This window comes from Sphingobacterium suaedae (assembly GCF_042684625.1).
Taxonomy (GTDB): Bacteria; Bacteroidota; Bacteroidia; order Sphingobacteriales; family Sphingobacteriaceae; genus Sphingobacterium; species Sphingobacterium suaedae.
Genome location: NZ_JBHULR010000006.1, coordinates 160,626 through 186,776, shown reverse-complemented (window position 1 = coordinate 186,776; position 26,151 = coordinate 160,626). Strand labels below are relative to the sequence as shown.

The window sequence follows — 26,151 nt, the reverse complement described above, 5'->3', positions numbered from 1 at the left end:
CCGCCAGAGCCGATGGTATTGCCGTAACAGGTGGGAGAGTAGGTCGGTGCCTAATTTTATAGCAAGAGCCCCTTCAGGAAACTGGAGGGGCTCTTTTCTTTTCCTGGATAACGAACAAAACAGCACAACAACACTTGGAGCAGAGGACGTCAAAATCTCTTAGCTCTCCACGGCCGAATCGCTACTGGTACACTCAAAAATTTTAGCTTTAAAACCGATGGGTCTTGCCGACAAATGTCTAAACAACGTTTTTATATTAATATTTTTACAAGTTCATTCCGTTAATTAGCGGTATCTTGGCTAAAGAAAAGAAGCATATTTTTCCCAGTTTAAGGTGTTATGAATAAGAAAGTTGCAGCGGTTTTTAGTAGTCTGTTAGTTGTGGTTGGCATTTTAGTTGGTTACCGGATTATAACAAACAAAGATAAGTCGAAAGAGAATAGTATAGAAGCCGGTAGATCAGATGCCAAGGTTTACGGTATCGTTGTACAAGGCAAACCATTTTCTGACTTTTTATCGTTGTCAGGCTCTATAGAACCGAATGAAATTGTTGATCTACGATCAGAGATTTCTGGAATTGTAGAAGCGATCAATTTCTCCGAAGGAGGTATCGTCAACAACGGGCAAACGTTGGTTCAAATCAACGATGCCGAGTTGAAGGCTCAACTTGCGCAGGCGAAGACAAGAAATAACCTTGCGGCAGAGAATGAACGGCGAGCGAAGTTATTATTGGAAAAGGAAGCCATCAGTCAGGAAGAATATGATATTGCCAGCGCAGATTTTCGTACCGCCAAATCACAAATTGAACTTATTGAAGCGCAACTAGCCAAAACGTTGATACGGGCTCCCTTTTCGGGGCGTATCGGTCTTCGGAATATTTCTAAAGGTAGCTACATTACACCGACTACTGATATTGCTCAGTTGGTGAACATGAGTAAAGTGAAAGTACAGTTTTCTATTCCCGAAAAATACGCAAACAGAGTGCAAAAGGGAAACGGAATCAAGTTTACAGTACAAGAGCTGCAGGATGAATTTACAGGCCGTATTTATGCAATTGAACCTACTGTGGAAGCAACAACACGAACGCTCCGGGTACGTGCGTTTGCAGATAATGCACAAGGTAAATTGATACCCGGAACATTTGCCAACATAATCTTTCCATTAGAAACTGTAGAGAAAGGTTTACTAGTGCCTGCTGAAGCATTGATCCCGATACAAAACGGCAAGAAATTGTTTGTTCAGCAAAACGGAGTAGCGAAGGAAATCATCGTGGAAACAGGGGGGAGAACCGATGCAGAAGTCTTGATTTTAAAGGGTATCAATGAGGGCGATACGATATTGACTTCGGGCGTGATGTCATTACGTGACGGAAGCCCCGTAAAGGTTACATTACGTTAAGGAGGAAGGAATGAGTTTATCTACATTAAGTATAAAGCGTCCAGTATTAGCAATCGTAATGAATTTGTTAATTATTCTTTTTGGAATAATTGGCTATACATTTTTAGGCGTTCGTGAGTTTCCCTCCATAGATCCCGCACAGATTTCTGTTCGGACCAGTTATGCAGGAGCGAACGCCGATATTATCGAGTCACAGATTACAGAACCGTTAGAAAAATCTATTAATTCCATTGATGGCATAAGGAACATATCGTCCTCCAGTAATCAAGGAACCAGTAATATCACGATTGAGTTCAATTTGGAGAAGAATCTGGAAGAAGCTGCTAATGATGTTAGGGATAAGGTGTCTCAGGCGCTCCGGAATTTACCGCAAGACATCGATGCGGCTCCTGTTGTTTCTAAGGCCGATGCAGACTCCGAACCGATTATCTCCATGACTGTTCAAAGTTCTACTAAAAATGTGCTAGAACTTTCAGACTATGCGGAGAATGTGATTGCGCAACGTTTACAAACCATCTCTGGAGTCAGCTCTGTACAGATTTGGGGGCAGCGAAAATACGCGATGCGGCTATGGATCGATCCTGTTCGATTAGCCTCTTACGGCCTGACTGTACTGGACGTAAGAAATGCGCTGAATAGTCAGAACGTGGAGTTGCCGTCCGGTAAACTTACGGGCGCCAATACAGAGTTGGCTGTAAAGACTATTGGGAATTTGGCGAGCGAAGAGGAATTCAATAACATTATCATACGGGCAGAGAACAACCGGATCATTCGGATGGGCGATGTCGGGTCGGCGGCGCTAGAAGCTGAAAATTTTGAAACGAAGATGTCAGACTCTGGTTATCCGATGGTCGCACTAGCGGTCATTCCGCAACCAGGTACGAACTATTTAGAAATTGCCGAACAGTTTTATCAAGAGTATGATAAATTGGAAAATGACCTACCTCCGGGCTTCGAGCTAAATATTGCGATCGATAACACGCAGTTTGTCAAACGAGCCGTCCTAGAAGTGATTGAGACGTTATTAATCGCTATTGTACTCGTCGTTATTATCATTTACATTTTCTTCCGTAATTGGGCGATTGCATTTCGTCCCCTCATCGATATCCCCGTTTCCTTGATCGCTACATTTTTCATCATGTATTTATGCGGTTTCTCAATTAATGTACTCACTTTATTGGCGATTGTATTAGCGACCGGGTTGGTTGTGGATGACGGGATTGTAGTAACAGAGAATATTTTTAAAAAAGTGGAAGAGGGAATGTCGCCTATTGAGGCGGCTATCAAAGGATCTAATGAAATCTTTTTTGCGGTTATTTCGATCTCTATAACCTTAGCAGCCGTCTTTTTGCCCGTTATTTTTTTAGAAGGATTTGTGGGACGTCTATTCCGAGAGTTCGGGGTAGTAATTGGCGCTGCCGTATTGATATCTGCTTTCGTTTCCCTTTCGTTAACACCTATGCTGAACGCTTATTTGATGAAGGGGGGAGAACAGCGAAAATCCAAATTTTATGAACGTACGGAGCGGTACTTCGAGATGATGAACAAGGAATATGAAGGATCTCTACGCAGCTTTTTGAAGACCAAATGGTTCAGCTTTGCTATTATCGGCGGTTGTTTTGTGCTGATCTATATTTTCTACTCAATTTTACCGAAAGAAACGGCCCCCTACGACGACAGGAGTTATGTCAGTTTACGTGCTACGGCCCCCGAAGGTGTGTCGTATGACTATATGGATCGGTTTATGACCGATTTGACAACCCTTATTAACGATTCAATTCCAGAACGTAAAGTAAGTTTAGTGATTACGTCACCGGGATTTGGGTCTGCATCCTCAAACAGCGGTATTGTCCGTTTGGGATTGGTTCAACCTGATGAAAGAGAGCGAACGCAAGCGGAAATTGCAAACCATCTATCCCGTTTGATGCGTCAATACTCGGAAGCACGTGTGGCTGTATCGCAGCAACCAACTATTTCCGTGAATAGGAGAGGAGGTTTGCCGATCCAGTATATCATTCAAGCTCCGAACTTTCAAAAGTTAGAAGAGAAGATACCGGAATTTATGGAAGAACTGGCCAAAGATAGAACATTTTCGATGGTAGACGTAAACCTGAAGTTCAACAAACCGGAGGTGTACGTGACCATAGACAGAGCTAAGGCACAATCGTTAGGCGTGTCGGTGCTTGATGTGGCACAAACTTTACAAATGTCTCTATCCGGACAGCGATTTGGATATTTTATGATGAATGGAAAGCAATATCAAGTCATGGGACAGTTCGACCGCAGAGATCGAGCTACACCGATGGATTTGGCATCGATTTTTGTAAAAAATAAGGATGGTCAATTGATTCAACTGGATAATATTGTCGAAATGGAGGAGCGGAGTAGCCCACCTCAGTTATATCACAATAATCGGTATATGTCTGCAACGGTATCTGCAGGGTTGGCGCCAGGAAAAAGTATGGGCGACGGTATCGAGGCAATGGATGCTGTACGGGATCGAGTACTGGATGCGAGTTTTACTACCGACTTGGGGGGGGAAGCTCGAGATTTTGTTGAAAGTGGTTCCAATACGATGTTTGCTTTTGGTTTAGCGGTGTTATTGATTTTTTTGATTTTAGCTGCTCAATTCGAAAGCTTTGTAGATCCTGTTATTATACTACTGACCGTTCCGATGGCCGTGGGTGGCGCGCTGTTCTCCTTATGGCTGTTTGGTCAGACGTGGAACATTTTTAGTCAGATCGGTACTATTATGCTGATCGGATTAGTAACCAAGAACGGTATATTAATTGTGGAATTTGCGAATCAACTTCGAGATCAAGGTATGGAAAAGTACCGCGCTGTCGTGACAGCATCAGAAGCACGTTTGCGACCGATTTTGATGACCTCATTGGCCATCGCATTAGGAGCATTGCCTATCGCGCTATCTTTGGGAGCCGCATCAACAAGCCGAATTGGAATGGGAGTAGTCATTGTTGGTGGTACCATGTTTTCATTGATGTTGACATTATACGTTATTCCTGCATTTTATTTAATGATGTCGCGTTCTAGAACCAGAAGACCAGAGTTTGATCAAATTGAAAAGTAAGTTTATGAAAAAAGTACTTTTTGGTGTATTTGTTATGTTCCGTTTAGTATTTCCTGTTGAGGGACAGGAGTTGCTAAAAGTCAGAGACGCTGTAGAGATAGCCTTGCAGAATAATTATGATATACGTTTATCGAAAAACGAATTACAGATCGCCAAAGAAAATAAAACCTACGGTAACGCCGGGATCCTGCCTTCGGTATCAGCAAACCTGACTCAAAATAACAGTGTTCAAAACTCGACACAGGTCCAAAACAATGGAGAAGAGCGTTCCTTGGATAATGCGAAAAATAATAGCTTGAATTATGGCGTAAGCTTGGGTTGGACAGTGTTTGATGGCCTCGGAATGTTTGCCCGTTATGAGAAACTGCAGGAGCTGGAAAAACAGGGTGATATTCAAATGAAACGCGCTATTCTTACAACAATAGGAGATGTTATTACATTATATTACACCATTGTAGAGCAACAAAATTTGCTTTCTGCACTGGACTCCAATATACAGATATCCCGGGAACGCCTGCGGACGGCAGAGAATCGTTTTTCTATCGGAAAGGCGGCGAAACTTGAAGTACTGAACGTGCAGGTTAATCTCAATGAAGATATATCCACCCGGCTTCGCCAAGCGGAAACAGTCAAAAATCTAAAAACCGGATTGAATAGTATGCTTGTTAGAGATCTAGATATTGATTTTAATGTTCATACGGAGGTAACTATTGACGAAGAGTTGGTATATGCGGATTTAATAAACCAAGCTGATCAATTTAATCCCGATCTACAGCTTATCGTATTAAATAAGCGTATAGCTGAACTGGACCTGAAGAATGTTAAGGCAACGAGATATCCTACGGTGCGATTGAATAGTGGATACAATTTTTCGAGATCGGAGTCGAGCTTAGGTTTTGTGGCTCGATCGAACGCCAGGGGGCTAAGCTACGGAATCACAGCTTCTTTGAATATCTTCGACGGATTTAACCAACGACGAAACGAACGGATAGCTAAGATACAGATCGACAATGCGGCTCTACAGATAGAGCAACAACGTCTATTGGTACACACGAACCTCAAAACGGCATATGAAACGTATCTTACCAATATAGAACTAGCCCGATTGGAAGAGAAGAACGAATCAATTGCCCGACAAAACCTCAATATAACCCTAGCTAAATATACTATCGGTTCAATCAGCGCCGTGGAATTTAGAGATGCACAAGAGAACTTTATTAATGCTATTTCCCGCTACAATACTGCGCAGCTCCAAGCAAAGTTGTCGGAAGTGCAATTAAAAGAATTAATCGGTCAAGTAGACTTTTGACCGATTAATTCTTTTTCAACGCTAAAAAATTCATTTGCAAGACTGTATCATTCTCTTGACAAAAAAATTAAGCAAACGTTTGCTTTACTTTTTCGTTTTTTTTTACCTATGAATACTACTATACTTGTATAAGCAAAGGCGAAAGAAGCCTTACCAATAGCCATTTATATCCTGTTTCGTAGTATAAATAGGTTATTTTGAATAGACTGTTTAGTTTGTTTTAAAATAGGTGATTTTAGAGGGGACGCTTATGTCCCCTTTAATGTAAAATGAAAATTTATCGATTTATGGATTCAAATAGAAGAGATTTTTTGAAGAAAGCGTCACTCTTATCTAGTGTAGCTATTACGTTGCCGTCCATTAATAATGACGTATTCGCTGCCGCCCCAAATTTTAATATGAGTGGCTATGCGGCTCCCAAAATAGAGAAGGTACGCGTGGCTGTAATCGGATTGGGGATGCGTGGGCCAGGAGCGGTTGATCGACTTTCGTACATTGAAGGTGCAGAAATTGTGGCTCTGTGTGACAAGCACGCTGATCGAGTGGCCAAAGCACAAAAAATACTTACCAATAAAGGCTTAAAAGAAGCTAAGTCGTACTCGGGGGAAGATGGTTGGCAGCAAATGCTGAAGGAAATGGAACTTGATCTAGTTTACATTTGTACACCTTGGCCATACCATGCACCGATGAGTATTGCCGCGATGAAGGCTGGAGCACACGCTGCTTGTGAAGTTCCTATCGGTTTAACAGTTAAAGAATGTTGGGATGTGGTGAAAACTTCTGAAGAGACAAAGAAACATTGTATGATGTTGGAAAACTGTTGCTATGACTTCTTTGAGATGTTGACGTTGAATATGGTTCGTCAAGGCTTATTTGGAGAGCTGGTTCACGCAGAAGGGGCCTATATCCACGATCTGTTAGATCTCAATTTCAACAAAAATGGTTACGATAATATGTGGCGTCTGCGTGAGAATATCAAGATGAACGGAAATTTATATCCAACACATGGAATCGGTCCAATAGCGCAATGCTTAAATATCAATAGAGGTGATAGAATGACACATCTGGTAGCGATGCAGTCGAACGATTTCATGATGGCAGATCGAGCAAAGGAATTGGCGGCTCAAGATTCGTTCTTTCAGGAATTTGTCGGCAAGAAATACCGAGGGAATATGGATACGACCTTAATCAAAACAGAAAAGGGGAAAACGATGATGGTACAGCACGATGTTACATCGCCTCGCCCTTATTCGCGTATACATTTATTGAGTGGAACGAAAGGGTTTGCACAAAAATATCCCAAAGAGGGTATTGCGTTTGGCCATAGTTTCATTAAAGAAGAGGAGTTGAAAGGCCTTTACGAAAAATATACACCTGAATTGATCAAATATATCGGCGAAAAGGCAAAAGCTGTTGGTGGGCATGGTGGAATGGATTTCATGATGGATTGGCGTTTGATTGATTGTTTGCGTAACGGTTTGCCGTTAGATCAGGACGTCTACGATGGCGCGTCATGGAGTGTGATTGTACCATTAAGCTGTGATTCCGTAGCAAAAAATAGTAAGACAGTGACTATCCCCGATTTTACGAAAGGTGCATGGAAAACAAATAAACCGCATGATTTGACATTAAATGGAGGAGGGAACACTGGTATACGTCAGAAAGTATCTAAAGATCAAAAGAACCAACTCAAAGTGGAGTAATAAAGTTGTAAAATAGCGTGTTGAGAAGGTTCGGTGTTACACTGGACCTTTTTCATTATGTATAAATTACAGTATATTAGACACTATGTTTTTTATAAAAGTAATTTTTGGGCTCACTGTGTTATGTATGGCATGCCAATCTCCTAGTCAACAAGGGGGAAAAAAAAGTTTCTCATCGGATTCCGTTGCTGTTTGCCATGTCGGAAATATTCCTTCTCGTTTCACAGTAAAAACCGATTCGTTGTCATATGTCCAAGGTAAAGATGAGGTTACGATGGTACTAATCAAAGGGGGAAAGTTTACGATGGGATCTTCTAATTTTGAGGATGCTCAACCGCTACATGAAGTGGAACTTTCTTCCTTCTATATGGATGAGCATGAGGTGACAAATGCGCAATTTACTGCATTTGTGGAGGCGACAGGTTATGTGACGGTTGCCGAGCGTCCGTTGGATCCCAAGGACTTTCCTGGAGTAGATCCGAAGATGCTGGTACCTGGATCAGCTGTTTTTACGGCACCAAAAGATGTACAAGGATTAAGTGACCATTTACAGTGGTGGGCATATGTTCCTGATGCAAGCTGGAGACACCCGGAAGGACCTAATAGTTCTATAAAAAATAAAGAGCATTTTCCCGTAACCCAGTTAGCGTATCAAGACGCTGCTGCTTATGCAAAGTGGGCTGGTAAAAGATTGCCGACAGAAGCAGAGTGGGAATATGCAGCGAAAGCGGGTAAACATACAGACGAATTATATTACTGGGGGGCAGAGAAAAAAGAAAACGGAAGGTGGTTGGCAAATATTTATCAAGGAGAATTTCCAACGAAAAATTCCAAAGAGGATGGATTTGAAACCACAGCTCCTGTCAAATCTTACCCTGCGAATGCTTGGGGACTCTATGACATGGAAGGAAATGTCTGGGAATGGTGTGCCGATTTATATCGTCCTGACTACTATGCGAACAGTGCAAGCGTGAATCCAAAAGGTCCTACAGATTCATACGATCCGCAGGAGCCTGGAATGGTCAAACGTGTACAGCGGGGCGGATCTTTTTTATGCAACGATCAATATTGCGAACGTTACAAAGCAGGGAGTCGGGGCAAAGGTGAAGAGAATAGTCCAACAAATAACGTCGGATTTCGCTGCGTAAAAGATATTTGATTGTGTAAAGGTCAAAAAGAAGGGCCATACATAGTACAGCCCCTTCTTTTTGATCTAGTTCAATATCTTATTGTGCGTTTAAGAACATTGACTTCTGGCTATAAAGTTCTCGGAAAAACGGATCTTGCAGATCTTTAATAAACCGTATGGCTTCTCCTGTAGATTTCATCTCAGGTCCAAGTTGTTTGTCTACTTCCGGGAATTTAGAGAAAGAGAATATAGGTTCTTTAATAGCATATCCCTCCAATTTACGCTCGATGGTAAAATCTTTCAGTTTGTTCACTCCTAACATTACTTTTGTAGCGATATTGATATAAGGTACATCGTATGCTTTTGCGATGAACGGCACAGTACGTGATGCACGTGGGTTCGCTTCGATAACATATACATTTTCTCCTTTGATGGCGAACTGTATATTTAAAAGTCCCTTGACGTTTAATGCTCTTGCCAGCTTGATGGAATATTCTTCCATTTTGCTTTGCACATTTTCGGACAGGCTGAATGGAGGAAGTACAGCCGATGAATCTCCGGAGTGGATACCCGCCGGTTCAATATGTTCCATCATTCCGATAATATGTACATCTTCACCGTCACAGATCGAATCCGATTCGGCTTCTTCCGCGCGATCCAAAAAGTGGTCAATCAAGATTTGGTTGCCCGGTAAACTTTTTAAGAGGTTGACGACTGCTTTTTCCAAGTCCTCATCGTTAATGACAATGCTCATCCCCTGACCACCCAATACATAGGATGGGCGAACAAGGACAGGATACCCAACTTCATTAGCTACTTTAAGGGCTTCTTCTGCCGAAGTCGCTACACCATATTTCGGATACGGGATATCCAATTCCTTTAATAAGTCCGAGAAACGTCCACGGTCTTCAGCGAGATCCATATCTTTAAAAGAAGTACCAATAATTTTTACACCAAGTGCTTCAAGGCGTTCGGCCATTTTTAGCGCCGTTTGTCCGCCTAACTGTACAATTACGCCCTCTGGTTTCTCTAGCTCGATGATTTCACGAACATGTTCCCAGAACACCGGTTCGAAATAAAGTTTATCCGCCATATTAAAATCGGTAGATACGGTTTCTGGATTACAGTTAACCATGACCGCTTCGTATCCGGCTTCTTTCGCTGCAATGAGTCCGTGTACACACGAATAGTCGAATTCGATACCTTGTCCGATACGGTTCGGTCCCGATCCCAAAACAACGATTTTCTTTTTATCAGAAACGATAGACTCATTTTCGTCTTCAAACGTGGAATAGTAGTATGGTGTCTGCGCAGGGAATTCAGCGGCACAGGTGTCTACCATCTTGTAGACCCGGTTTATGCCTAATTCTTTCCGACGTGCGTATACGTCATCTTCGGAAACATTGCCCAATAACCACGAGATTTGCGCATCAGAATATCCCTTTTGTTTCAATGTTAAGAAGAAATCGCGAGGTATATTATTAAGTTGATAACGGCGTAGTTCTGTTTCATAATGTACAAGTTCCTGAATTTGCACTAGGAACCATTTGTCTATGCGCGTAGCCTTACGGATAGATTCTAATGGAACACCTAATTCAAATGCATCTTTGATATGGAAAACACGATCAGCACTTGGATGTTCAAGACTATCCATGATTTCTTCCAGATTACGAAGTTGCCGGCCATCGGCGCCTAAACCCCAACGATTGGTTTCCAACGATTGACATGCTTTCTGTAAAGCCTCGATAAATGTACGTCCGATGGACATAACCTCACCGACAGCCTTCATTTGTAAGCCTAACTCTTTGTTCGCCCCCTTGAATTTATCGAAATTGAAGCGAGGTATTTTTACGATAACATAGTCCAGCGTCGGCTCAAAATAAGCAGAAGTGGTCTTTGTAATCTGATTTTGAAGTTCGTCTAGATTGTATCCAATTGCCAGCTTTGCTGCAATTTTAGCAATTGGATAACCTGTTGCTTTTGAAGCAAGTGCTGATGAACGTGAGACACGAGGATTGATTTCGATCGCAATGATATCTTCGTTTTCTGGGTTGACCGAAAATTGCACATTACATCCGCCTGCGAAATTACCGATAGAACGCATCATCTTAATCGCTTGATTACGCATGTCTTGATAGCATTTGTCGCTCAATGTCATGCCCGGTGCCACGGTAATGGAATCACCAGTATGTATACCCATAGGATCGAAATTTTCGATCGTACAGATAATAATTACGTTATCGTTGCTGTCACGAAGGAGTTCCAGTTCGAATTCTTTCCAACCGAGTACAGCTTGTTCAACAAGTACCTCATGAGTAGGAGAGGCGTGTAAACCTCTGTTCAAAGCAGCGTCAAAATCCTCTTTACGGTGCACGAAACCACCTCCCGTTCCTGCGAGTGTATACGAAGGGCGAATAACCAACGGAAAACCTATTTCCTGTGCAGCTTCTTTTCCTTCTAAAAATGAATTAGCAATTTTAGAGGTTGCAACTCCAACGCCGATATCAACCATGAGTTGGCGGAATTCTTCACGGTTTTCTGTTTTCTCAATCGCCGCTACGTCGACACCGATCACTTTGACATTGTACTTTTCCCAAAGACCAAGGTTAGAGGCTTCAATACATAAGTTCAATGCGGTCTGTCCGCCCATAGTGGGAAGAACAGCATCGATTTGTTGTTCTTGTAGAATTTTTTCAATACTCTCGCAAGTCAACGGTAGCAAATAGACATGGTCAGCGATAACCTTGTCGGTCATGATCGTTGCAGGGTTTGAATTGATAATGGATACTGCAATACCTTCTTCTTTTAGAGATAGGGCGGCTTGAGATCCTGAATAATCAAATTCACAGGCTTGACCGATAACAATAGGGCCTGAACCAATAATTAAAACGGAGTTGATGGAGGTGTTTCTAGGCATTATTTTTCTTCTTCAAAAAATTAATTTTCAATATGTTGTGCGGATCAAAGCAACGAAAAATGCCTTTGCGGGGAGAGTATTCCGACTGCTTCGTCGGAGTGCAAAGTTACATTTTTTTTATTAAAACGTATGCGTTTTTGAAAACTTTTCCGGATAAATTTTGTTTTGTTGAATGGGAGGGTAATAGATAATCGAAAAACAACAAATACCTGTTTTCAGGTACTCGGGTTTTGAAGGTTATTCTCTACCTTTGGAAGAATCAATATTGTTTAGTTATATTTAATACGAATCGAAAATTTATGAAAAGATTTACATTAGCTCTTGTAGCGTTGTTTTTCGCTGTGGGTGCATTTGCCCAGGATTACAAAAACTCCATTGGTATACGTTTAGGAAGTGGATATTACGACATTGTATCGGCCTCATTTAAAACGTTCATTTCGCAACCAGGTGCTTTGGAGTTCAATGTTGGTTTTGACACAGACAAGTTTGGAGGAGATAATTTTACAAATATCTCTTTTTCTGGGGCGTATCAGCACCATTTTCCAATAGGAAACATCGAAGGTTTTAAATGGTTTGTAGGTGGTGGTGCGGTTCTTTCAAATACCTTTTCCGATTACGACGAAGTAAAGGGGTTTAACGTAGGTATTTTCCCAACAGGGGGGGTAGATTATAAATTGAAAAATGCACCGTTTGCATTTTCAGCAGATATTCGTCCGACCATTCATATTGTAAACGGAGCTGGTTATTACAACGGATTTTATGCAAATGGAGGCGTGACTGCTCGTTACGTATTCTAGCATCTCATTGAATTTAAAAAAAGCTCGCTTAAAGCTAGTCATGGTCGGAAGATTTTTTTCTTCCGACCTTTTTGTTTAGAGGTATTCGGCAGGATATTACAATTGTCTGATTATCAACTGTTTGTTTGTTTTTTTTTTTTAACATTGTTTTTGTGTTTTTGTTGCTGATAATCAATCATTTATGGCGGTATTTAAAGATCACAAAGTTCCCCTTAACCAAATTTTGGAGTTTATTCCTGAGGCTCTTTTAAGCCATCTTTCGGCGACTACAAAAGTCGATTATTACAGCAAAGTGCTTGATGGCAGAAAGATGTTCTATCTGTTGTTGTTCTGCATCTTCGATAATGAAAGACTCAGCTAGAGAACACTTGAAGATACTTAATGACAGCGGATTCAGGGCCCTATTCGGTCTGGGCGAAGATGAGCCGTCCGAAGAAGCTCCATCTCCGAACGGCTTTCCAAGATCGACCCGAACTATTTCAAAAGAAATCTACCAACAGATGTACGATCGGTTTTCGGAGTTTTACGATAAAAAGGAAATCGCAAAGTACAACCTGATCCGTATGGACAGTACTATTGTTTCGGAGGCTTCATCAAGGCTAAAAAGAGAGCATCGATCAGAAGAGCGGGAAAAAGCTGGTAAAATTCAGCTTCTCATTTGACAGGATGCTGCCCTGTGGGGTGGAGGTTTTTAACGGGCAAAAATATTCTTCCGAAGAAGGGGCCCTCCCCGAAGCAGTCCTGAAGCTCGCAGTGAAAGAACAGGGCCATGACAACATCTACGTTATTGACAGAGGCCTGCGGTCCACAGGGACGATGGAGGAGTTTGACCGCAAAACAATCAAGTTCATTATCCGCAGCAGAGAGAACCGAAAGTTCGAAGAACTGGAGGCATTTGCAGACTGGGGAAATCCCAAAAAATGGGATGACTGGGAAGTGGTCAAAGACAGTAAAGTAAACCTTTACACTGGAAAGCCTATTCAGAACAAACGTGGAAACATGCATTACCGGGATGAATTGGTGGAAACTGATTTTCGGTTGGTGGTCATCAAAAACCAACAGACCGGGAAAGAATTTTGGCTCCTGACCAATGAGTTCGAACTTTCCGCAAAAGAAATTGCTGATTATTACCGGAAACGATGGGATATCGAGGTATTCTTCAGGTTCATGAAGCAGGAACTTCACCTAAGCCACCTGGTCTCGCTTAACAAAAATGGAATAGAGGTAATGGTCTATATGACAATGATAGCGGCAATGCTGTTACTGATATACAAAAAAGCCAATAATCTGGGATATAAGACCGCCAAAAGGCGCATCGCTATGGAACTGAGGGATATGATTACCACCGTTTTGATCATATTCGTAGAAGGAGACCCGGGAAAAGTTTTTAAAACATAAAAAATGGCCGGAATTTCTTCCGACCATGTGTGGCTTAAAGCGGGCTTTTTTTATAGTAGATCTTTTTAATAAATGATCACCTCGTCCGTAAATAAGTATCCTCTCATCGGATTGGTGGCAATTACCTTTACATATCGCGCCATCTGAGGTTTTTCCAATATCACTTCAAACGTTCGGAATTTCAGAATTGGATCTTGTACACTTTCGTGGTTTACAATGACGCCTACCTCTCTATAGTTTTTTCCATTGTCAGACACGAGGACACGCATTTCGCCAGGAAAGTAAACTCCTGGACCCGGAATTTGCATGAAGCGCATTCCGACGGATTTAATTTCTTCCCGGCGCTCAAAATCTACATATACATCCAAATTGCGCGTGAAGCCTTGCCATTGTTGGTCGTGATAGCTTAGCCCTCCGTACGTACCGTTTGTTAGAGTTAATTCCTTCTGTGCGGGGTAACCTTCCCAAGGGCTATTATAATGCACCTTTTTTCCAATTGCTTTATGGATATCCAGTCGAATGGTTTCTACTGGACTGACCTGAGCAGAATCCAGAAACGATGCAGCCTTAATGGTAGCAGTCGTCGTCAGTTCGATCGGGTTGGTATAGGGAGTGGAATGACTATTAGGCGTAGAACCATCGGTCGTGTAAAAAATATTAGGATGGAGCTGTTCGGAGGTTAGCGAAACGGTGTTGGAAAGCTTATCATGTTGAAAGGTAACCTGTGAAACGACATTAAAGGACGGGCGGTAGTAGTTTACGTCTAATTGTTGAAGCAATTTATAGTGTGATTGTAACCGCTTCTTAAAATCAAGCCAACTGCGGTTTTCTTGATTGGTCCAGTTAATTTCCGCCAATGCTAGTGCACGTGGGAAGGCCATATATTCCACGTGTTGATGGGTAGGCATGTATTCTGTCCACAAGTTCGCTTGAGCTCCCAAGATATGCTTTGCTTTGTCCTTTTCGAGCTTAGCCGGTACAGGGTTGTAAGAATAGACTTTGTCCAACGGTAAGTAGCCTCCAATGGCCTCGGGTTGCGTACGTGGATCGGTTTGATAGCTATCAAAATACAGGTATCCACCCGGCGTCATGATGACGTCGTGTCCCATAGATGCTGCCTTAATACCACCTTCTTCGCCCCGCCAGCTCATGACCGTGGCCCCTTTAGTCAGTCCTCCCTCAAGTATTTCGTCCCATCCAATTAATTTCCGACCCTTAGACTGCAAATATTCGTCCATCTGTTGGATCGCAAAACTTTGCAACTCGTCTTCGCTTTTAAGGCCCTTCTCTGTTTTTAAAGCTTGACATTTCGGACAAGTTTTCCAATGTTTTTTATCGGCTTCATCTCCGCCAATATGAATGTAATGGGATGGAAAGATATCGATTACTTCGTCAAGCACATTCTTTAAAAAAGTGAATGTCTCCTGATTGCCGATACAGAATTCGCCCTGTGCATAGGGTTTTCCAGCACAGGACAATTCGGGATAGACAGCCAATACTTCTTCGGAGTGTCCAGGCATTTCTATTTCCGGAATGATGGTAATTCCTTTGGTTGCAGCATACGCAACAAGTTCCCGAGCTTGATCCTGAGTATAATATCCGCCACTGGCATTTGGTGTCCCCGGTTCCACGTATTGTCGACCATTGTTCCACCAATCCTTCCACTGGGTATGCGTACGCCAAGCGGCTTTTTGTGTTAATGCCGGGTATTTATTAATGGCCAATCGCCAACCGGCTCCGTCGGTTATGTGCCAATGAAAATAGTTGAATTTGTACAAAGCCATGATGTCGATGTACTTTTTCAAAAACGACATTGGCATAAAATGCCGCGATACGTCCAAATGAAGTCCGCGGTATGTAAAACGTGGACTGTCTTGTATGGTAAGTTGTGGAAGCCTACTCGATTGCTCCTGTAGCATCCCAAGCTGGATTAACGTGTACAAGCCGGAAACCATGGCCTCGGAACTATTTGCCTTAATGAGAATACCAGACTCATCGATTTGTAGTTTATAGTCGTTTGGCTCTATCTTATCCATGGATTCTGCGGGAAACAGTCTAATTCCGCGTTGATGCTTTTTGCCTATTTTTTTGACAACTTCTACGGGCAGGTGGTTAAGCCCCGGGTACTCCGATAACAAATTGCTCACACCGATAAAGGTCTCCGTTGCAAATACTGGGATGTCGTAAGGAATTTCAAATATCCCTTCACCATAAGTGATCTTATTGGGCTTGGGTATGAGGTGTGGTTCGTGATCTTGTGCTGTCGTCAGAATTGGTAAAAATGCACCAAGAATGAGGATGAATAAAATACGCATGTTGAATCTCAATATTTAGTTTGATAAGGCAAATATCATAATTTATTTTTTATCGGTATCCATTGGGCGTTCAGTAAAAGGAGGAATATGATATTCTAACTACAATTAACCTGTCGTTTTTTTAAGGGAATAATGTTTAACTTTGCAATATGATTGAACTTCCTGTAATTCCTGTTACTGAGACACAACGTAAACCTGATTGGTTGCGTGTTAAGCTACCGGTGGGTAAAGAATATCGCCACGTGCGTAATCTTGTGGACGAGCATAAGCTCCATACCATTTGTGAGAGCGGAAATTGTCCAAATATGGGAGAGTGCTGGGGAGCGGGTACAGCGACGTTTATGATACTAGGAAATATCTGTACACGGTCATGTTCATTTTGTGCAGTGGCTACCGGACGTCCGTTAGCTGTTGATTTAGATGAACCTAAACGTGTTGCGAATTCTGTGAAACTTATGCAGGTTAAGCACTGTGTTATCACGTCGGTAGACCGCGATGATTTGAAAGATGGTGGTTCTACGATATGGGCGGAGACAATAAATGCTATTCGACGTGAAAGCCCCGAAACGACATTAGAAACCCTCATTCCGGATTTTAAAGGACAGTGGGACAATCTTGACCGGGTTTTAGCGGTACGGCCCGAGGTTGTGTCGCACAACTTGGAAACGGTGCGACGCTTGACACGTGAAGTTCGCATCCAAGCAAAGTATGATCGTTCATTGGAATGTTTACGTCGTATTTCGGAAGCTGGGCTTCGTACCAAATCAGGAATTATGCTTGGTTTTGGCGAAACCGAAGAAGACGTGGTAGAGGCTATGCAAGATCTGTATCAGGCGGGAGTACACATTTTGACACTCGGGCAGTATCTGCAACCAACAAAAGCCCATCATCCGGTCGTGGAGTGGATTACGCCTGACCAATTCGAGAAATACAAGCAAATTGGATTGGAAATGGGCTTTAAATATGTGGAGTCCGGTCCGTTGGTTAGATCTTCTTATCACGCAGAAAAACATCTGTTTGATATGCAGTAAAACACCATGCGTTACAAAAAGATATAATAAGCCTAGGTTGTGTTGAGCAGTCTAGGCTTTTTGCATGGTCTTTTCCAGTCACCGATGGAATACGGTTTCTCCGCCTATTACTGTTCGTAGCGTTTTTATCAACCGAAGGTCAGGCAACTCAGCTGTCATAATATCGTTGTCTAGAACAACAAAATCGGCATCTTTGCCCCGTTCAATGCTCCCTCTTTTCTTTTCCTGAAAGCTGGCGAAAGCAGCCCAAATAGTCATACCTCGTAAAGCGTCTTCACGTGTGATGGCGTTTTCTGTTTGAAAGCCGCCATTCGGAAAACCGGTCTTATCCACTCGGGCTACCGCTGCGTGAAATCCGTACAATGGATTGAAGTGTTCTACCGGAAAATCACTTCCCAACGCCAATTTTCCATATTGTTTAAGAAGCTCTTTGTAGGCGTAAGCTCCTTTAATACGTGTAGGGCCCAAGCGCTCTTCGGCCCAGTACATATCGGAAGTCGCATGGCTGGGTTGTACAGAGGGGATAATATGAAACTGTGCAAATTTTGAAAAATCTGCTGGAGCGATTACTTGCGCGTGCTCTATTCTCCAGCGACGCTTCTTTCCGTTTTTGAGATATTTTCCATACGTATCTAACATGAGTCGATTCGCTGAATCTCCGATAGCGTGAGTGTTCACCTGAAAGTCGCTATTAGCTAGTTTTTTGATGACTTGGTCGAATTCTTGTGGACTATGTAGTAAAAAGCCACGTGTGGGGGCGTCATGGTAATGATCGAGTAAGCATGCTCCCCGTGAACCGAGAGCCCCATCCGCCATTAATTTAACGGATCGGATAGACAATCTATCAGATTCATAAAATCCCTCTTTAATGTATTTTTCGATACTGTTTGGATTACCTGCAATCATGGCGTAATCACGTATTTTCAAAGAGTCTTGTTGGTAGAATTTTTTCAAATATTCCAATTGCTCTAGTGTAAGGCCTGCGTCGACAATACTCGTTAGTCCTACAGAGAATAGCGAATCTTGGGCCCGGCGCAAACCTAACAATAGCGGCCTTTCTTCCGGATCAGGAATATGCTGCGAGACAAGTTGCATGGCGTTGTCTATCAGGAGCCCTGTGGGCATCCCTATACTGTCGGCAGCAATCAACCCACCCTCTACGACATGTGCTGAATCGACATGAGCAATTTCCAAAGCCTTGCTGTTTACTAGGGCAGCATGATAATCAACCCGAGAGAGAAAAATAGCCGTCTCCGGAAAGTACTTGTCCAGGCTATCTTTCGTTGGAAATGTTTTATCTTCCCATAAGTTCTGATCCCAACCGCCTCCTGTGATCCATTTTTTGTCGGGGTAAGCTTTTTGATAGGCTTTGAGTTTTTCGATAACTTCACCAAGCGATCGTGTTCCATTTAAATCAACCTGTTCCAAAAGCTCGGCAAGCATAAAAAAATGCGCATGAGCATCATAGAATCCTGGGTAGATTGGTTTTCCTTCAGCGTCAAATTCTTCCTTGGCGATGTATTTATCCCGTATTTCCTGGGTTGTTCCGATGTCTACGAAGACGCCGTTTTTGACGGCGAACGCTTGTACTTGAGAAAAGCTAGAATCTACAGTATAAATGTTTGCATTATAGACAATGAGGTCGACTTCCTTATTGGTCGTGCATTGAAGAATCAATAACCAAACAATTGGACAGAGTAGGATGGGAAGGAGTTTTTTCATTGAGTAGCGTACTTGGTCCTAATTTACAAAAAAGGATTGAAAAGTTGACGCATTAAGCGTGCTCTCAATTTGAAAAGGTATAGCGTATGGATAGATGTGTTCTATCCGCAGGGTCATCGAAGGGATTTGAATATACGGTTAAAAAGGCCCACTAAAAATCAAGTGAGCCTTTCATTCAAAAATCAAAATTAGTGTCTAGCAGTATTCGTCGAAGGCCGCAATTAAATTGTCAGCAATCATCTGCGCAGGACGTCCTTCAATCATGTGTCTTTCGATCATGTGTACTAGTTTCCCATCTTTAAATAAAGCCATTGCCGGAGATGATGGTGGATAAGGAAGCATATATTCGCGTGCTTTATCGACAGCGTCTTTTTCCATCCCTGCGAATACAGTGACTAACTTACTCGGCTTTTTACCGTTTTCAACGGCGAAGCGAGCTGCAGGACGTGCGTTCGCAGCGGCACATCCACACACAGAATTAACAACTACGAATACGGTCCCTTCGGAAGGAATAGCGGTATCTACCTCTTCAACCGACTTTAGCTCCTGAAAACCAGCGTCAACAAGTTCTTGACGCATTGGTGCTACTAAATATTCTGGATACATGCTTTTTTAATTAAAATTCTAAATAGTAAAACGAAATAGCCTAAACCTTTCAGTCCAGCTTATCTCAAACAAAGGTAATGGATTGTCGGACTCGAATCAAGATCTTATCCTCAAGATAATGTCAGAATTGCTGTATTCTTTCTTAAATTGCTTTGAAATCAAGGGTGTATAGGCTATTTTTGTGTTTCTAAAAAATAAAATATGTCTTCAATAGCAACAACGTATGTTCCTTACAAAGTGAAAGATATTTCCTTGGCGGAGTGGGGAAGAAAAGAGATAGAGTTGGCGGAAGCCGAAATGCCCGGCTTAATGAGCCTTCGTTCAGAATTTGGTACAACCAAGCCTTTAAAAGGAGCGCGTATTGCTGGTTGCTTACACATGACGATACAGACAGCCGTGCTTATCGAAACGTTGGTCGAGCTCGGAGCTGATGTGTCCTGGTCTTCTTGTAACATCTTTTCTACACAAGATCATGCAGCTGCGGCCATTGCTGCTGCCGGAATTCCAGTATACGCATGGAAAGGTATGACTGAAGATGAGTTTAATTGGTGTATTGAGCAAACCCTGTTTTTTGGGGTGGAACGTTTACCACTTAATATGATTTTAGACGATGGTGGCGACTTAACGAATATGGTTTTTGATAAGTATCCAGAGTTGATTGATGGTATCAGAGGTCTCTCCGAAGAGACCACCACGGGTGTACATCGTTTATATGAACGCATGAAAAATGGTACGCTTCATTTACCGGCCATCAACGTAAATGATTCGGTGACGAAATCGAAATTCGATAATAAATATGGATGTCGTGAATCGTTGGTTGATGCGATACGTAGAGCTACAGACTTAATGTTAGCCGGCAAAGTCGCCGTCGTCGCGGGATACGGTGATGTTGGTAAGGGGTCGGCTGAATCGTTGCGTTCTGCCGGCGTACGTGTGATCGTAACGGAGATAGACCCGATCTGTGCTTTACAGGCGGCAATGGAAGGTTATGAAGTGAAGAAAATGGCTGATGCTGTAAAAGAAGCGAATATTATCGTCACAACCACGGGAAATAAAGACATTGTACGTGGTGAACATTTCCGTGCGATGAAAGACAAAACAGTTGTTTGTAATATCGGCCATTTCGATAATGAAATAGACGTTGCATGGTTGAACCAACATTATGGAGAAAGTAAGGTGGAAATCAAACCACAGGTAGATAAATATACTGTCGAAGAAAAGGATATTATTTTATTAGCGGAAGGGCGGTTGGTCAACTTGGGGTGTGCAACAGGTCATCCTTCGTTTGTCATGTCTAACTCGTTCACGAATCAAACATTGGCACAATTGGAATTATGGACAAATACTGATCAATACGAAAAGAAGGTCTATACGCTGCCCAAGCATTTAGATGAAAAAGTGGCGCGGTTACATCTTGAACATATTGGTGTCGAGTTGGAAACATTGACGGAAGAGCAAGCTGCATATATTGGTGTGAGCGTAGAAGGGCCTTACAAGCCTGACGCGTACCGCTATTAATAGGTTATTGGTAGAACATTGTATCTGCTAATTATCCCCATCAACCGACGATGGGGATTTTCTTTTTTATGGGCGTAAATGGGGATATCGTTGAAGGATACATTGAAGGGCATTAATCAACCGCTGTTGACCTGTGCCGGATATCACTTCGTAGGAAGCGTCTAAGCCATTTAGTTCCGCCTTCCAAACGCGCATGAAATGAGCGCGCTGGGTTGGAAAATCGCGTAGGGGATCATCCTGCCAAGGTAAGTCGATATCCATCAGTAAGTAAAAATCATACGCTCTCGATTTTATCTCATCCGTGACTTCCGTCGGAGTATGCCCAAATAGGTGATCACACCAAACTTTTACGGTTAATATCGTCGTATCACAGATTAATAGATGATTTTTTGCAGAAGACGTTAGGGCGTCTTCTAGGGCAACCTGGCCGTAAAACATATTGACCTCATCTTGCAAGGTGTATTGATTATGGAGATTTTTGCAATAATAACGGGCATATTCAGGAACGCAGACGGTTTGAAGCTTGGCGGCTATGGTCTGCGCCACAGTAGATTTTCCGGTGGATTCCGGGCCGACAATTGCAATTTTTAGTAATGGTTTATGCATCAATGTTTTCGTTGTTTTTATGGAATGCCTTTTTCCAGAACTGGTAGCCATTCCACGCAATTATAACAAATGCCATGTAAAGTACAGCAGTTAAGATGAGATCTTTGTGAATATAAAGCGGTATATAGCATAGATTAACAATTATCCATAGGAGCCAATTCTGAAGGATTTTTCTCGTCATTAAGTACTGGGCAACGAAACTGGTGACGGTGCAAAAGGCGTCTATATGTGGGACATCTGTATCCGTAAACTTATCGAGGAGCTGGCCTAATAAAACGGTAAAAAATACGATTAGCAATGTTATCCGTATTAATTCTTGGTTGGAAAGAAGGATTATAGGCTTATAATCGCTCGTGCTTACCTTGTTCCAGTAAAACCATCCATATATGGCTGTACCAAGAAAATAGAGCTGTAAGAGTGCATCTCCATAAAGCTTGTTCTCAACAAATATGAATGTATAGATCGAAACGCTAATAATGCTGATCGGCCAATTGAGCACGTGCTGCCTAGCCGCTAAGTAAACACAGAGAAATCCCGTAATGGTAGCTGTCCATTCTAATGCGGATGTATGAATTAGTTGATGAAAAAGAGAGGTGAAAAATTCAGGCATACCTTTAAATTTTCGGTTTAAAGATACACTTTAACAAGAGAATGCGTGCTACGAACTATTATCTATTGCACCATTTTATTAGCGCAGTTTGTACTGGCAAAAGATTCAGGCTTTGCCTTAAATTGAAAGCCCATGCCTAAAATATAGCCCATTGCTTCTTTCAATGCCACATTCGACTCGAAATTGGGATTTGTGTTAATATCTACGTGCACTTCCAAGTCTATGTGGTATTGGTCTAAGAGAGGGCAAAGTTGATAAGCAATATCAATAGATTTTTGAACTTCGGTAAGCATCCGTTCTTTGATACTTTGTTTGTGGGTTTTTCGGTCTCGGTGGATAAACATGAATCCTCCCTTATGTTCTCGAAGGAACACGATGACGGTTGCAAATTCAATAATCCCTCGCTTTACCTGGGAATCTGTGCCGATGTACACCTTTAATTTGTTCCCGAGATGGGTTTCATTTTTAATGATGTCTTCAACAGCCTCGTTGATGGAGGAGCGGATCGTCTCGCCGTTGTATTTTTGCCAAACCATAATGATGAAATATTTGATATAAATTTATTGATAAAGAGTGCATTATGTTTTTATTTTGTGTTAATTTTCTGTTATGAATTATTCCTCTTTGTTCCCGTAAGCTAGATCTCCCGCATCGCCTAGTCCGGGAACGATATATGCTTTCGAGGTCATCTCATTATCTACGGCTCCAATCCATAGGTGGGCTTCGGGTAAGAATGCGCGTACATGTTGTAGTCCTTCTTCAGAAGCGATCACGACCGCGATATGTAATTCTTTGATGTTGTATTCGGCCAATAGATCTTTACAGCACAGTACCAAACTACGCCCTGTAGCCAGCATCGGATCAGCAACGATTACCACCTTGTCATCCAAATTTGGCGTATTACTGTATTTTTTGTGAATTTCCATTTCTCCACTTTTTTTTGTGTGCCGATAGGCAGCAATGAATGCGCTGTCCGACCGATCAAAGACATTTAGTAACCCTTGGTGAAACGGTAGCCCAGCTCGGATGATCGTTGCTAACACAGGTTGGCTTTGTAAGATGTTGTGTGTAGCCATTCCCAAAGGTGTTTCTACTGTAGTTGGCTCATAGATGAGCGTCTTACTTATTTCATACGCAATGATTTCTCCAAGTCGTTCCAAGTTACGTCTGAATCGCATCCGGTCTTGTTGTATTAGCACATCTCGTAATTCGATGAGGTAGTGGTTTGCAATACTGTTTTCTTTGGTTAAGATCTTTACCATGGTGTCGGGCTTATTGAGTTTCTACTAATTTACTAAATACCATCCAATATTGTACCATGATCATGACAGTCAACCGATAAACAATCGCTGTTTTTTACCTATTTTTAAGCTTTAATCGAAAGGATTTAATGAAATTTAATTTAACATCGGAATATAAACCAACAGGAGATCAACCTCAGGCCATACAGGAGCTGGTTTCCGGCGTAAACCAAGGAGAGCAGTATCAGACATTGTTAGGGGTAACTGGATCCGGAAAGACGTTTACGATAGCCAACGTCATTCAGGAAACACAGCGGCCAACATTGATTCTGAGCCACAATAAAACATTGGCCGCCCAGCTCTATGGAGAGTTTAAACAGTTCTTCCCCGATAATGCGGTAAACTATTTTGTGTCATATTATGATTACTATCAGCCTGAGGCGTTTATTGCTTCGTCCAATACTTATATAGAGAAAGACTTAGCGATTAACGAGGAGATCGAAAAGTTGCGCTTGGCGACGACCTCCTCTCTGATGTCTGGCCGTCGTGATGTTGTAGTCGTCTCTTCCGTGTCTTGTATTTATGGTATGGGAAACCCTGAAGACTTTTCGCGATCGATCTTTCGATTCGCAGTAGGGATGACTATCAGTCGAAATGCTTTCTTACACCGATTGGTTGAGATTTTATATGCTCGAACGACTGTCGATTTCAAACGGGGTACTTTTCGTGTAAAGGGAGATATTGTCGACATTTATCCGGCTTATCTGGATTATGCTTTTCGAATCTCTTTCTTTGGGGATGAAATCGATGAAATAAGCGAGATTGATCCGGTGTCAGGAAAGACACTGAACAAGGTAGAAGATATTGCGCTATTCCCCGCTAATTTATTTGTCACCCCCAAGGAGAAATTTACACAGTCGATTTGGGAAATACAAGATGAACTTGTACAACGTCGAACGCAACTGGAAGAGGAGGGGAAAATGTTGGAAGCTAAGCGTCTAGAGGAACGGGTAAACTATGATTTGGAAATGATGCGCGAACTAGGATATTGTTCTGGTATTGAAAATTATTCTCGATTTTTCGACGGAAGGAAACCCGGGATGCGTCCCTTCTGTTTGTTAGACTATTTTCCGGAGGATTATCTATTGGTGATTGATGAAAGTCATGTTACGCTTCCACAGTTGCGGGCGATGTATGGTGGCGACCGATCGCGGAAAGTCTCTCTTGTAGAACATGGATTCCGTCTGCCTGCCGCATTGGACAATCGACCTTTAAATTTTCCGGAATTCGAATCATTGACCAACCAAACCATATACGTATCTGCAACGCCGGGCGATTATGAATTGCAGCAAACGGAAGGAGTCGTCGTGGAACAAGTGATTCGGCCTACGGGGCTTTTGGATCCAGTTATCGAAGTGCATCCAGCCGTTAACCAGGTGGATGATTTCCTCGAAGAAGTTGATAAGACGATTAAAGAAGGAGGACGAATTTTGGCAACGACGCTGACTAAGAGAATGGCCGAAGAATTAACCAAATATATGGGTCGCCTGAACATAAAAGTGCGTTATATTCACTCAGAAATCAAGACGCTAGAACGTGTAGAGATTTTGCGAGGCTTACGTTTGGGAGAATTTGATGTGCTGGTGGGCGTCAACTTACTCCGGGAAGGGCTGGATCTTCCGGAAGTCACGTTGGTGGCTATTCTCGATGCAGATAAAGAAGGATTTTTACGTTCAGAACGATCCTTGATCCAAACAATCGGGCGTGCAGCGCGTAATGACCGAGGACGCGTCATTATGTACGCGGATCAAATGACAGATAGTATGCGCGTGACGATTGAAGAGACGACTAGGCGTCGAGAGAAGCAGATTGCTTATAATACAGAACATGGTATTGTACCCCGTACCGTTGGTAAGACTCGAGAGGAGATACTAGAACAGACCTCTGTCGCTGATTTTAAACCTGGAGAAGCCAAAGCTTACGTAGAACCCGATCCCGCAAGTTTGGTTGCCGCCGATCCGGTGATGGAATATCTGGGCGACAAGGATTTGAAAAAAGCAATAGAAAATGTTCGAAAACAAATGGAAAAAGCTGCCAAGGAAATGGATTTCTTGGAAGCAGCAAAACTACGCGACGAAATGTTCGCTATGGAGAAGCTGTATGTAGAGCGTTTCGGGGAAAAATAAGCATAACTGTACGTACGGTACGTTATTTTTTCTCCTGATAGACGGTTTTGTTGTTATGTACCAGTGACCAACAATGTGCTTCTTGTGTTAGTTTGTAAGTTTCGTTTGCAAAAAGATGGGGCGACACACGGTCTAGTACCACGCCTTCTTTTTCCTCTTTTAAGAAAACTTCTGCCTGCTGTTTAACAGAATCAATAAATACGAAAGCGGCGGTCTCGAAATTAGAGGACGTATCTGTGACATTCATGGTGATCGTACCTTCCCATGGACGGATGCAGTCTTTCTTCACTTTCGACCAGGTGTAACCCGCAGCAGTAAGACAGCCATTTTCATCCTTTTCGCCTCCTATCCGGGTGAGTTTGGAGGAGTCTGGTTTCGACTTGTTTTCTGTAGATGGTCCTTGGCAGGATAGAAAGGCTGCTGCGGTAAATAGTAGGATAAAATTCTTCATGGTCATTTTCCTTTTTTATGAAATACCATAAACCGTACCAAAGTGGAAATAAAACGAATTGCTAATTTATTTTTATAAAAAAGCTTGTTACATTTACAAATGTTTAATCGAATGGTTGTAACGTTA

20 protein-coding genes are annotated in these 26,151 nt (G+C 42.3%); 11 read left to right on the top strand and 9 right to left on the bottom strand.

The annotated features are described in order from the left end of the window. Positions 1 to 339: 339 nt before the first annotated feature. The 5 genes from ACFSR5_RS14840 (at position 340) to ACFSR5_RS14820 (ending at position 8,657) form a co-directional block, all read left to right on the top strand. Positions 340 to 1,398 (top strand): efflux RND transporter periplasmic adaptor subunit, encoded by a 1,059-nt coding sequence (locus ACFSR5_RS14840; protein WP_380905176.1) that lies wholly within the window; start codon positions 340 to 342, stop codon positions 1,396 to 1,398. A gap of 10 nt (positions 1,399 to 1,408) precedes the next feature. Further along, entirely contained in the window at positions 1,409 to 4,486 is a 3,078-nt protein-coding gene (locus tag ACFSR5_RS14835) for an efflux RND transporter permease subunit (protein ID WP_380905174.1), read from the top strand. A gap of 4 nt (positions 4,487 to 4,490) precedes the next feature. Next, on the top strand, positions 4,491 to 5,795 hold the full coding sequence (locus ACFSR5_RS14830) for a TolC family protein (protein WP_380905172.1): 1,305 nt from the start codon (positions 4,491 to 4,493) through the stop codon (positions 5,793 to 5,795). A gap of 287 nt (positions 5,796 to 6,082) precedes the next feature. Continuing rightward, positions 6,083 to 7,498, top strand: coding sequence for a Gfo/Idh/MocA family protein (locus ACFSR5_RS14825; RefSeq protein ID WP_380905170.1), 1,416 nt, complete (start codon positions 6,083 to 6,085; stop codon positions 7,496 to 7,498). A 127-nt stretch (positions 7,499 to 7,625) separates the two neighbouring features. Beyond that, positions 7,626 to 8,657 (top strand): formylglycine-generating enzyme family protein, encoded by a 1,032-nt coding sequence (locus tag ACFSR5_RS14820; protein WP_380905168.1) that lies wholly within the window; start codon positions 7,626 to 7,628, stop codon positions 8,655 to 8,657. 67 nt (positions 8,658 to 8,724) lie between these two features. Here ACFSR5_RS14820 and carB read toward each other — a convergent pair whose 3' ends face one another. After that, on the bottom strand, positions 8,725 to 11,544 hold the full coding sequence (gene carB, locus ACFSR5_RS14815) for a carbamoyl-phosphate synthase large subunit (protein ID WP_380905166.1): 2,820 nt from the start codon (positions 11,542 to 11,544) through the stop codon (positions 8,725 to 8,727). A 299-nt stretch (positions 11,545 to 11,843) separates the two neighbouring features. Here carB and ACFSR5_RS14810 point away from each other — a divergent pair, with 299 nt between their 5' ends. The 3 genes from ACFSR5_RS14810 (at position 11,844) to ACFSR5_RS14800 (ending at position 13,739) form a co-directional block, all read left to right on the top strand. Further along, positions 11,844 to 12,341 carry a hypothetical protein gene (locus tag ACFSR5_RS14810; RefSeq protein ID WP_380905164.1) on the top strand — a complete coding sequence of 166 codons (498 nt, stop codon included), beginning with the start codon at positions 11,844 to 11,846 and terminating at the stop codon, positions 12,339 to 12,341. 368 nt (positions 12,342 to 12,709) lie between these two features. Then, positions 12,710 to 13,003, top strand: coding sequence for a hypothetical protein (locus ACFSR5_RS14805; protein ID WP_380905162.1), 294 nt, complete (start codon positions 12,710 to 12,712; stop codon positions 13,001 to 13,003). 4 nt (positions 13,004 to 13,007) lie between these two features. Continuing rightward, on the top strand, positions 13,008 to 13,739 hold the full coding sequence (locus ACFSR5_RS14800; RefSeq protein ID WP_380905160.1) for a transposase: 732 nt from the start codon (positions 13,008 to 13,010) through the stop codon (positions 13,737 to 13,739). Between the two features lie 65 nt (positions 13,740 to 13,804). On the opposite strand, the gene ACFSR5_RS14795 is transcribed toward ACFSR5_RS14800, so the two are convergent. After that, a complete protein-coding gene (locus tag ACFSR5_RS14795; protein ID WP_380905158.1) occupies positions 13,805 to 16,054 on the bottom strand; it encodes a glycoside hydrolase family 20 protein in 2,250 nt (749 codons plus the stop codon). Positions 16,055 to 16,203: 149 nt separating this feature from the next. On the opposite strand from ACFSR5_RS14795, the gene lipA reads away from it, so the two are divergent. Next, positions 16,204 to 17,085, top strand: a complete 882-nt coding sequence (lipA, locus tag ACFSR5_RS14790) for a lipoyl synthase (RefSeq protein ID WP_380905156.1) — start codon at positions 16,204 to 16,206, stop codon at positions 17,083 to 17,085. Positions 17,086 to 17,163: 78 nt separating this feature from the next. On the opposite strand, the gene ACFSR5_RS14785 is transcribed toward lipA, so the two are convergent. Beyond that, complete coding sequence (locus tag ACFSR5_RS14785) at positions 17,164 to 18,807, bottom strand: amidohydrolase (protein ID WP_380905154.1); 1,644 nt, start codon at positions 18,805 to 18,807, stop codon at positions 17,164 to 17,166. 195 nt (positions 18,808 to 19,002) lie between these two features. Continuing rightward, positions 19,003 to 19,413 carry a BrxA/BrxB family bacilliredoxin gene (locus ACFSR5_RS14780; protein WP_380905152.1) on the bottom strand — a complete coding sequence of 137 codons (411 nt, stop codon included), beginning with the start codon at positions 19,411 to 19,413 and terminating at the stop codon, positions 19,003 to 19,005. A gap of 201 nt (positions 19,414 to 19,614) precedes the next feature. Between ACFSR5_RS14780 and ahcY the strand changes: the two genes are divergently transcribed. Next, positions 19,615 to 20,931, top strand: coding sequence for an adenosylhomocysteinase (gene ahcY, locus ACFSR5_RS14775; protein WP_380905150.1), 1,317 nt, complete (start codon positions 19,615 to 19,617; stop codon positions 20,929 to 20,931). 66 nt (positions 20,932 to 20,997) lie between these two features. On the opposite strand, the gene ACFSR5_RS14770 is transcribed toward ahcY, so the two are convergent. The 4 genes from ACFSR5_RS14770 to upp all read right to left on the bottom strand — a co-directional run bounded on the left by ACFSR5_RS14770 (position 20,998) and on the right by upp (position 23,409). Further along, a complete protein-coding gene (locus ACFSR5_RS14770; protein ID WP_380905148.1) occupies positions 20,998 to 21,537 on the bottom strand; it encodes an AAA family ATPase in 540 nt (179 codons plus the stop codon). After that, complete coding sequence (gene pnuC, locus ACFSR5_RS14765) at positions 21,530 to 22,147, bottom strand: nicotinamide riboside transporter PnuC (RefSeq protein ID WP_380905146.1); 618 nt, start codon at positions 22,145 to 22,147, stop codon at positions 21,530 to 21,532. Before pnuC ends, ACFSR5_RS14770 begins: the two co-directional genes overlap by 8 nt. A gap of 62 nt (positions 22,148 to 22,209) precedes the next feature. Continuing rightward, positions 22,210 to 22,683, bottom strand: a complete 474-nt coding sequence (locus ACFSR5_RS14760; protein ID WP_380905144.1) for a ribonuclease H-like YkuK family protein — start codon at positions 22,681 to 22,683, stop codon at positions 22,210 to 22,212. A 78-nt stretch (positions 22,684 to 22,761) separates the two neighbouring features. Next, positions 22,762 to 23,409 carry a uracil phosphoribosyltransferase gene (upp, locus tag ACFSR5_RS14755; protein ID WP_380905142.1) on the bottom strand — a complete coding sequence of 216 codons (648 nt, stop codon included), beginning with the start codon at positions 23,407 to 23,409 and terminating at the stop codon, positions 22,762 to 22,764. A 128-nt stretch (positions 23,410 to 23,537) separates the two neighbouring features. On the opposite strand from upp, the gene uvrB reads away from it, so the two are divergent. Further along, positions 23,538 to 25,574, top strand: a complete 2,037-nt coding sequence (uvrB, locus tag ACFSR5_RS14750) for an excinuclease ABC subunit UvrB (RefSeq protein ID WP_380905140.1) — start codon at positions 23,538 to 23,540, stop codon at positions 25,572 to 25,574. Between the two features lie 22 nt (positions 25,575 to 25,596). Here the strand turns inward: uvrB and ACFSR5_RS14745 are convergent, their stop codons facing one another. After that, on the bottom strand, positions 25,597 to 26,025 hold the full coding sequence (locus tag ACFSR5_RS14745) for a hypothetical protein (RefSeq protein WP_380905138.1): 429 nt from the start codon (positions 26,023 to 26,025) through the stop codon (positions 25,597 to 25,599). Positions 26,026 to 26,151 lie beyond the last annotated feature (126 nt).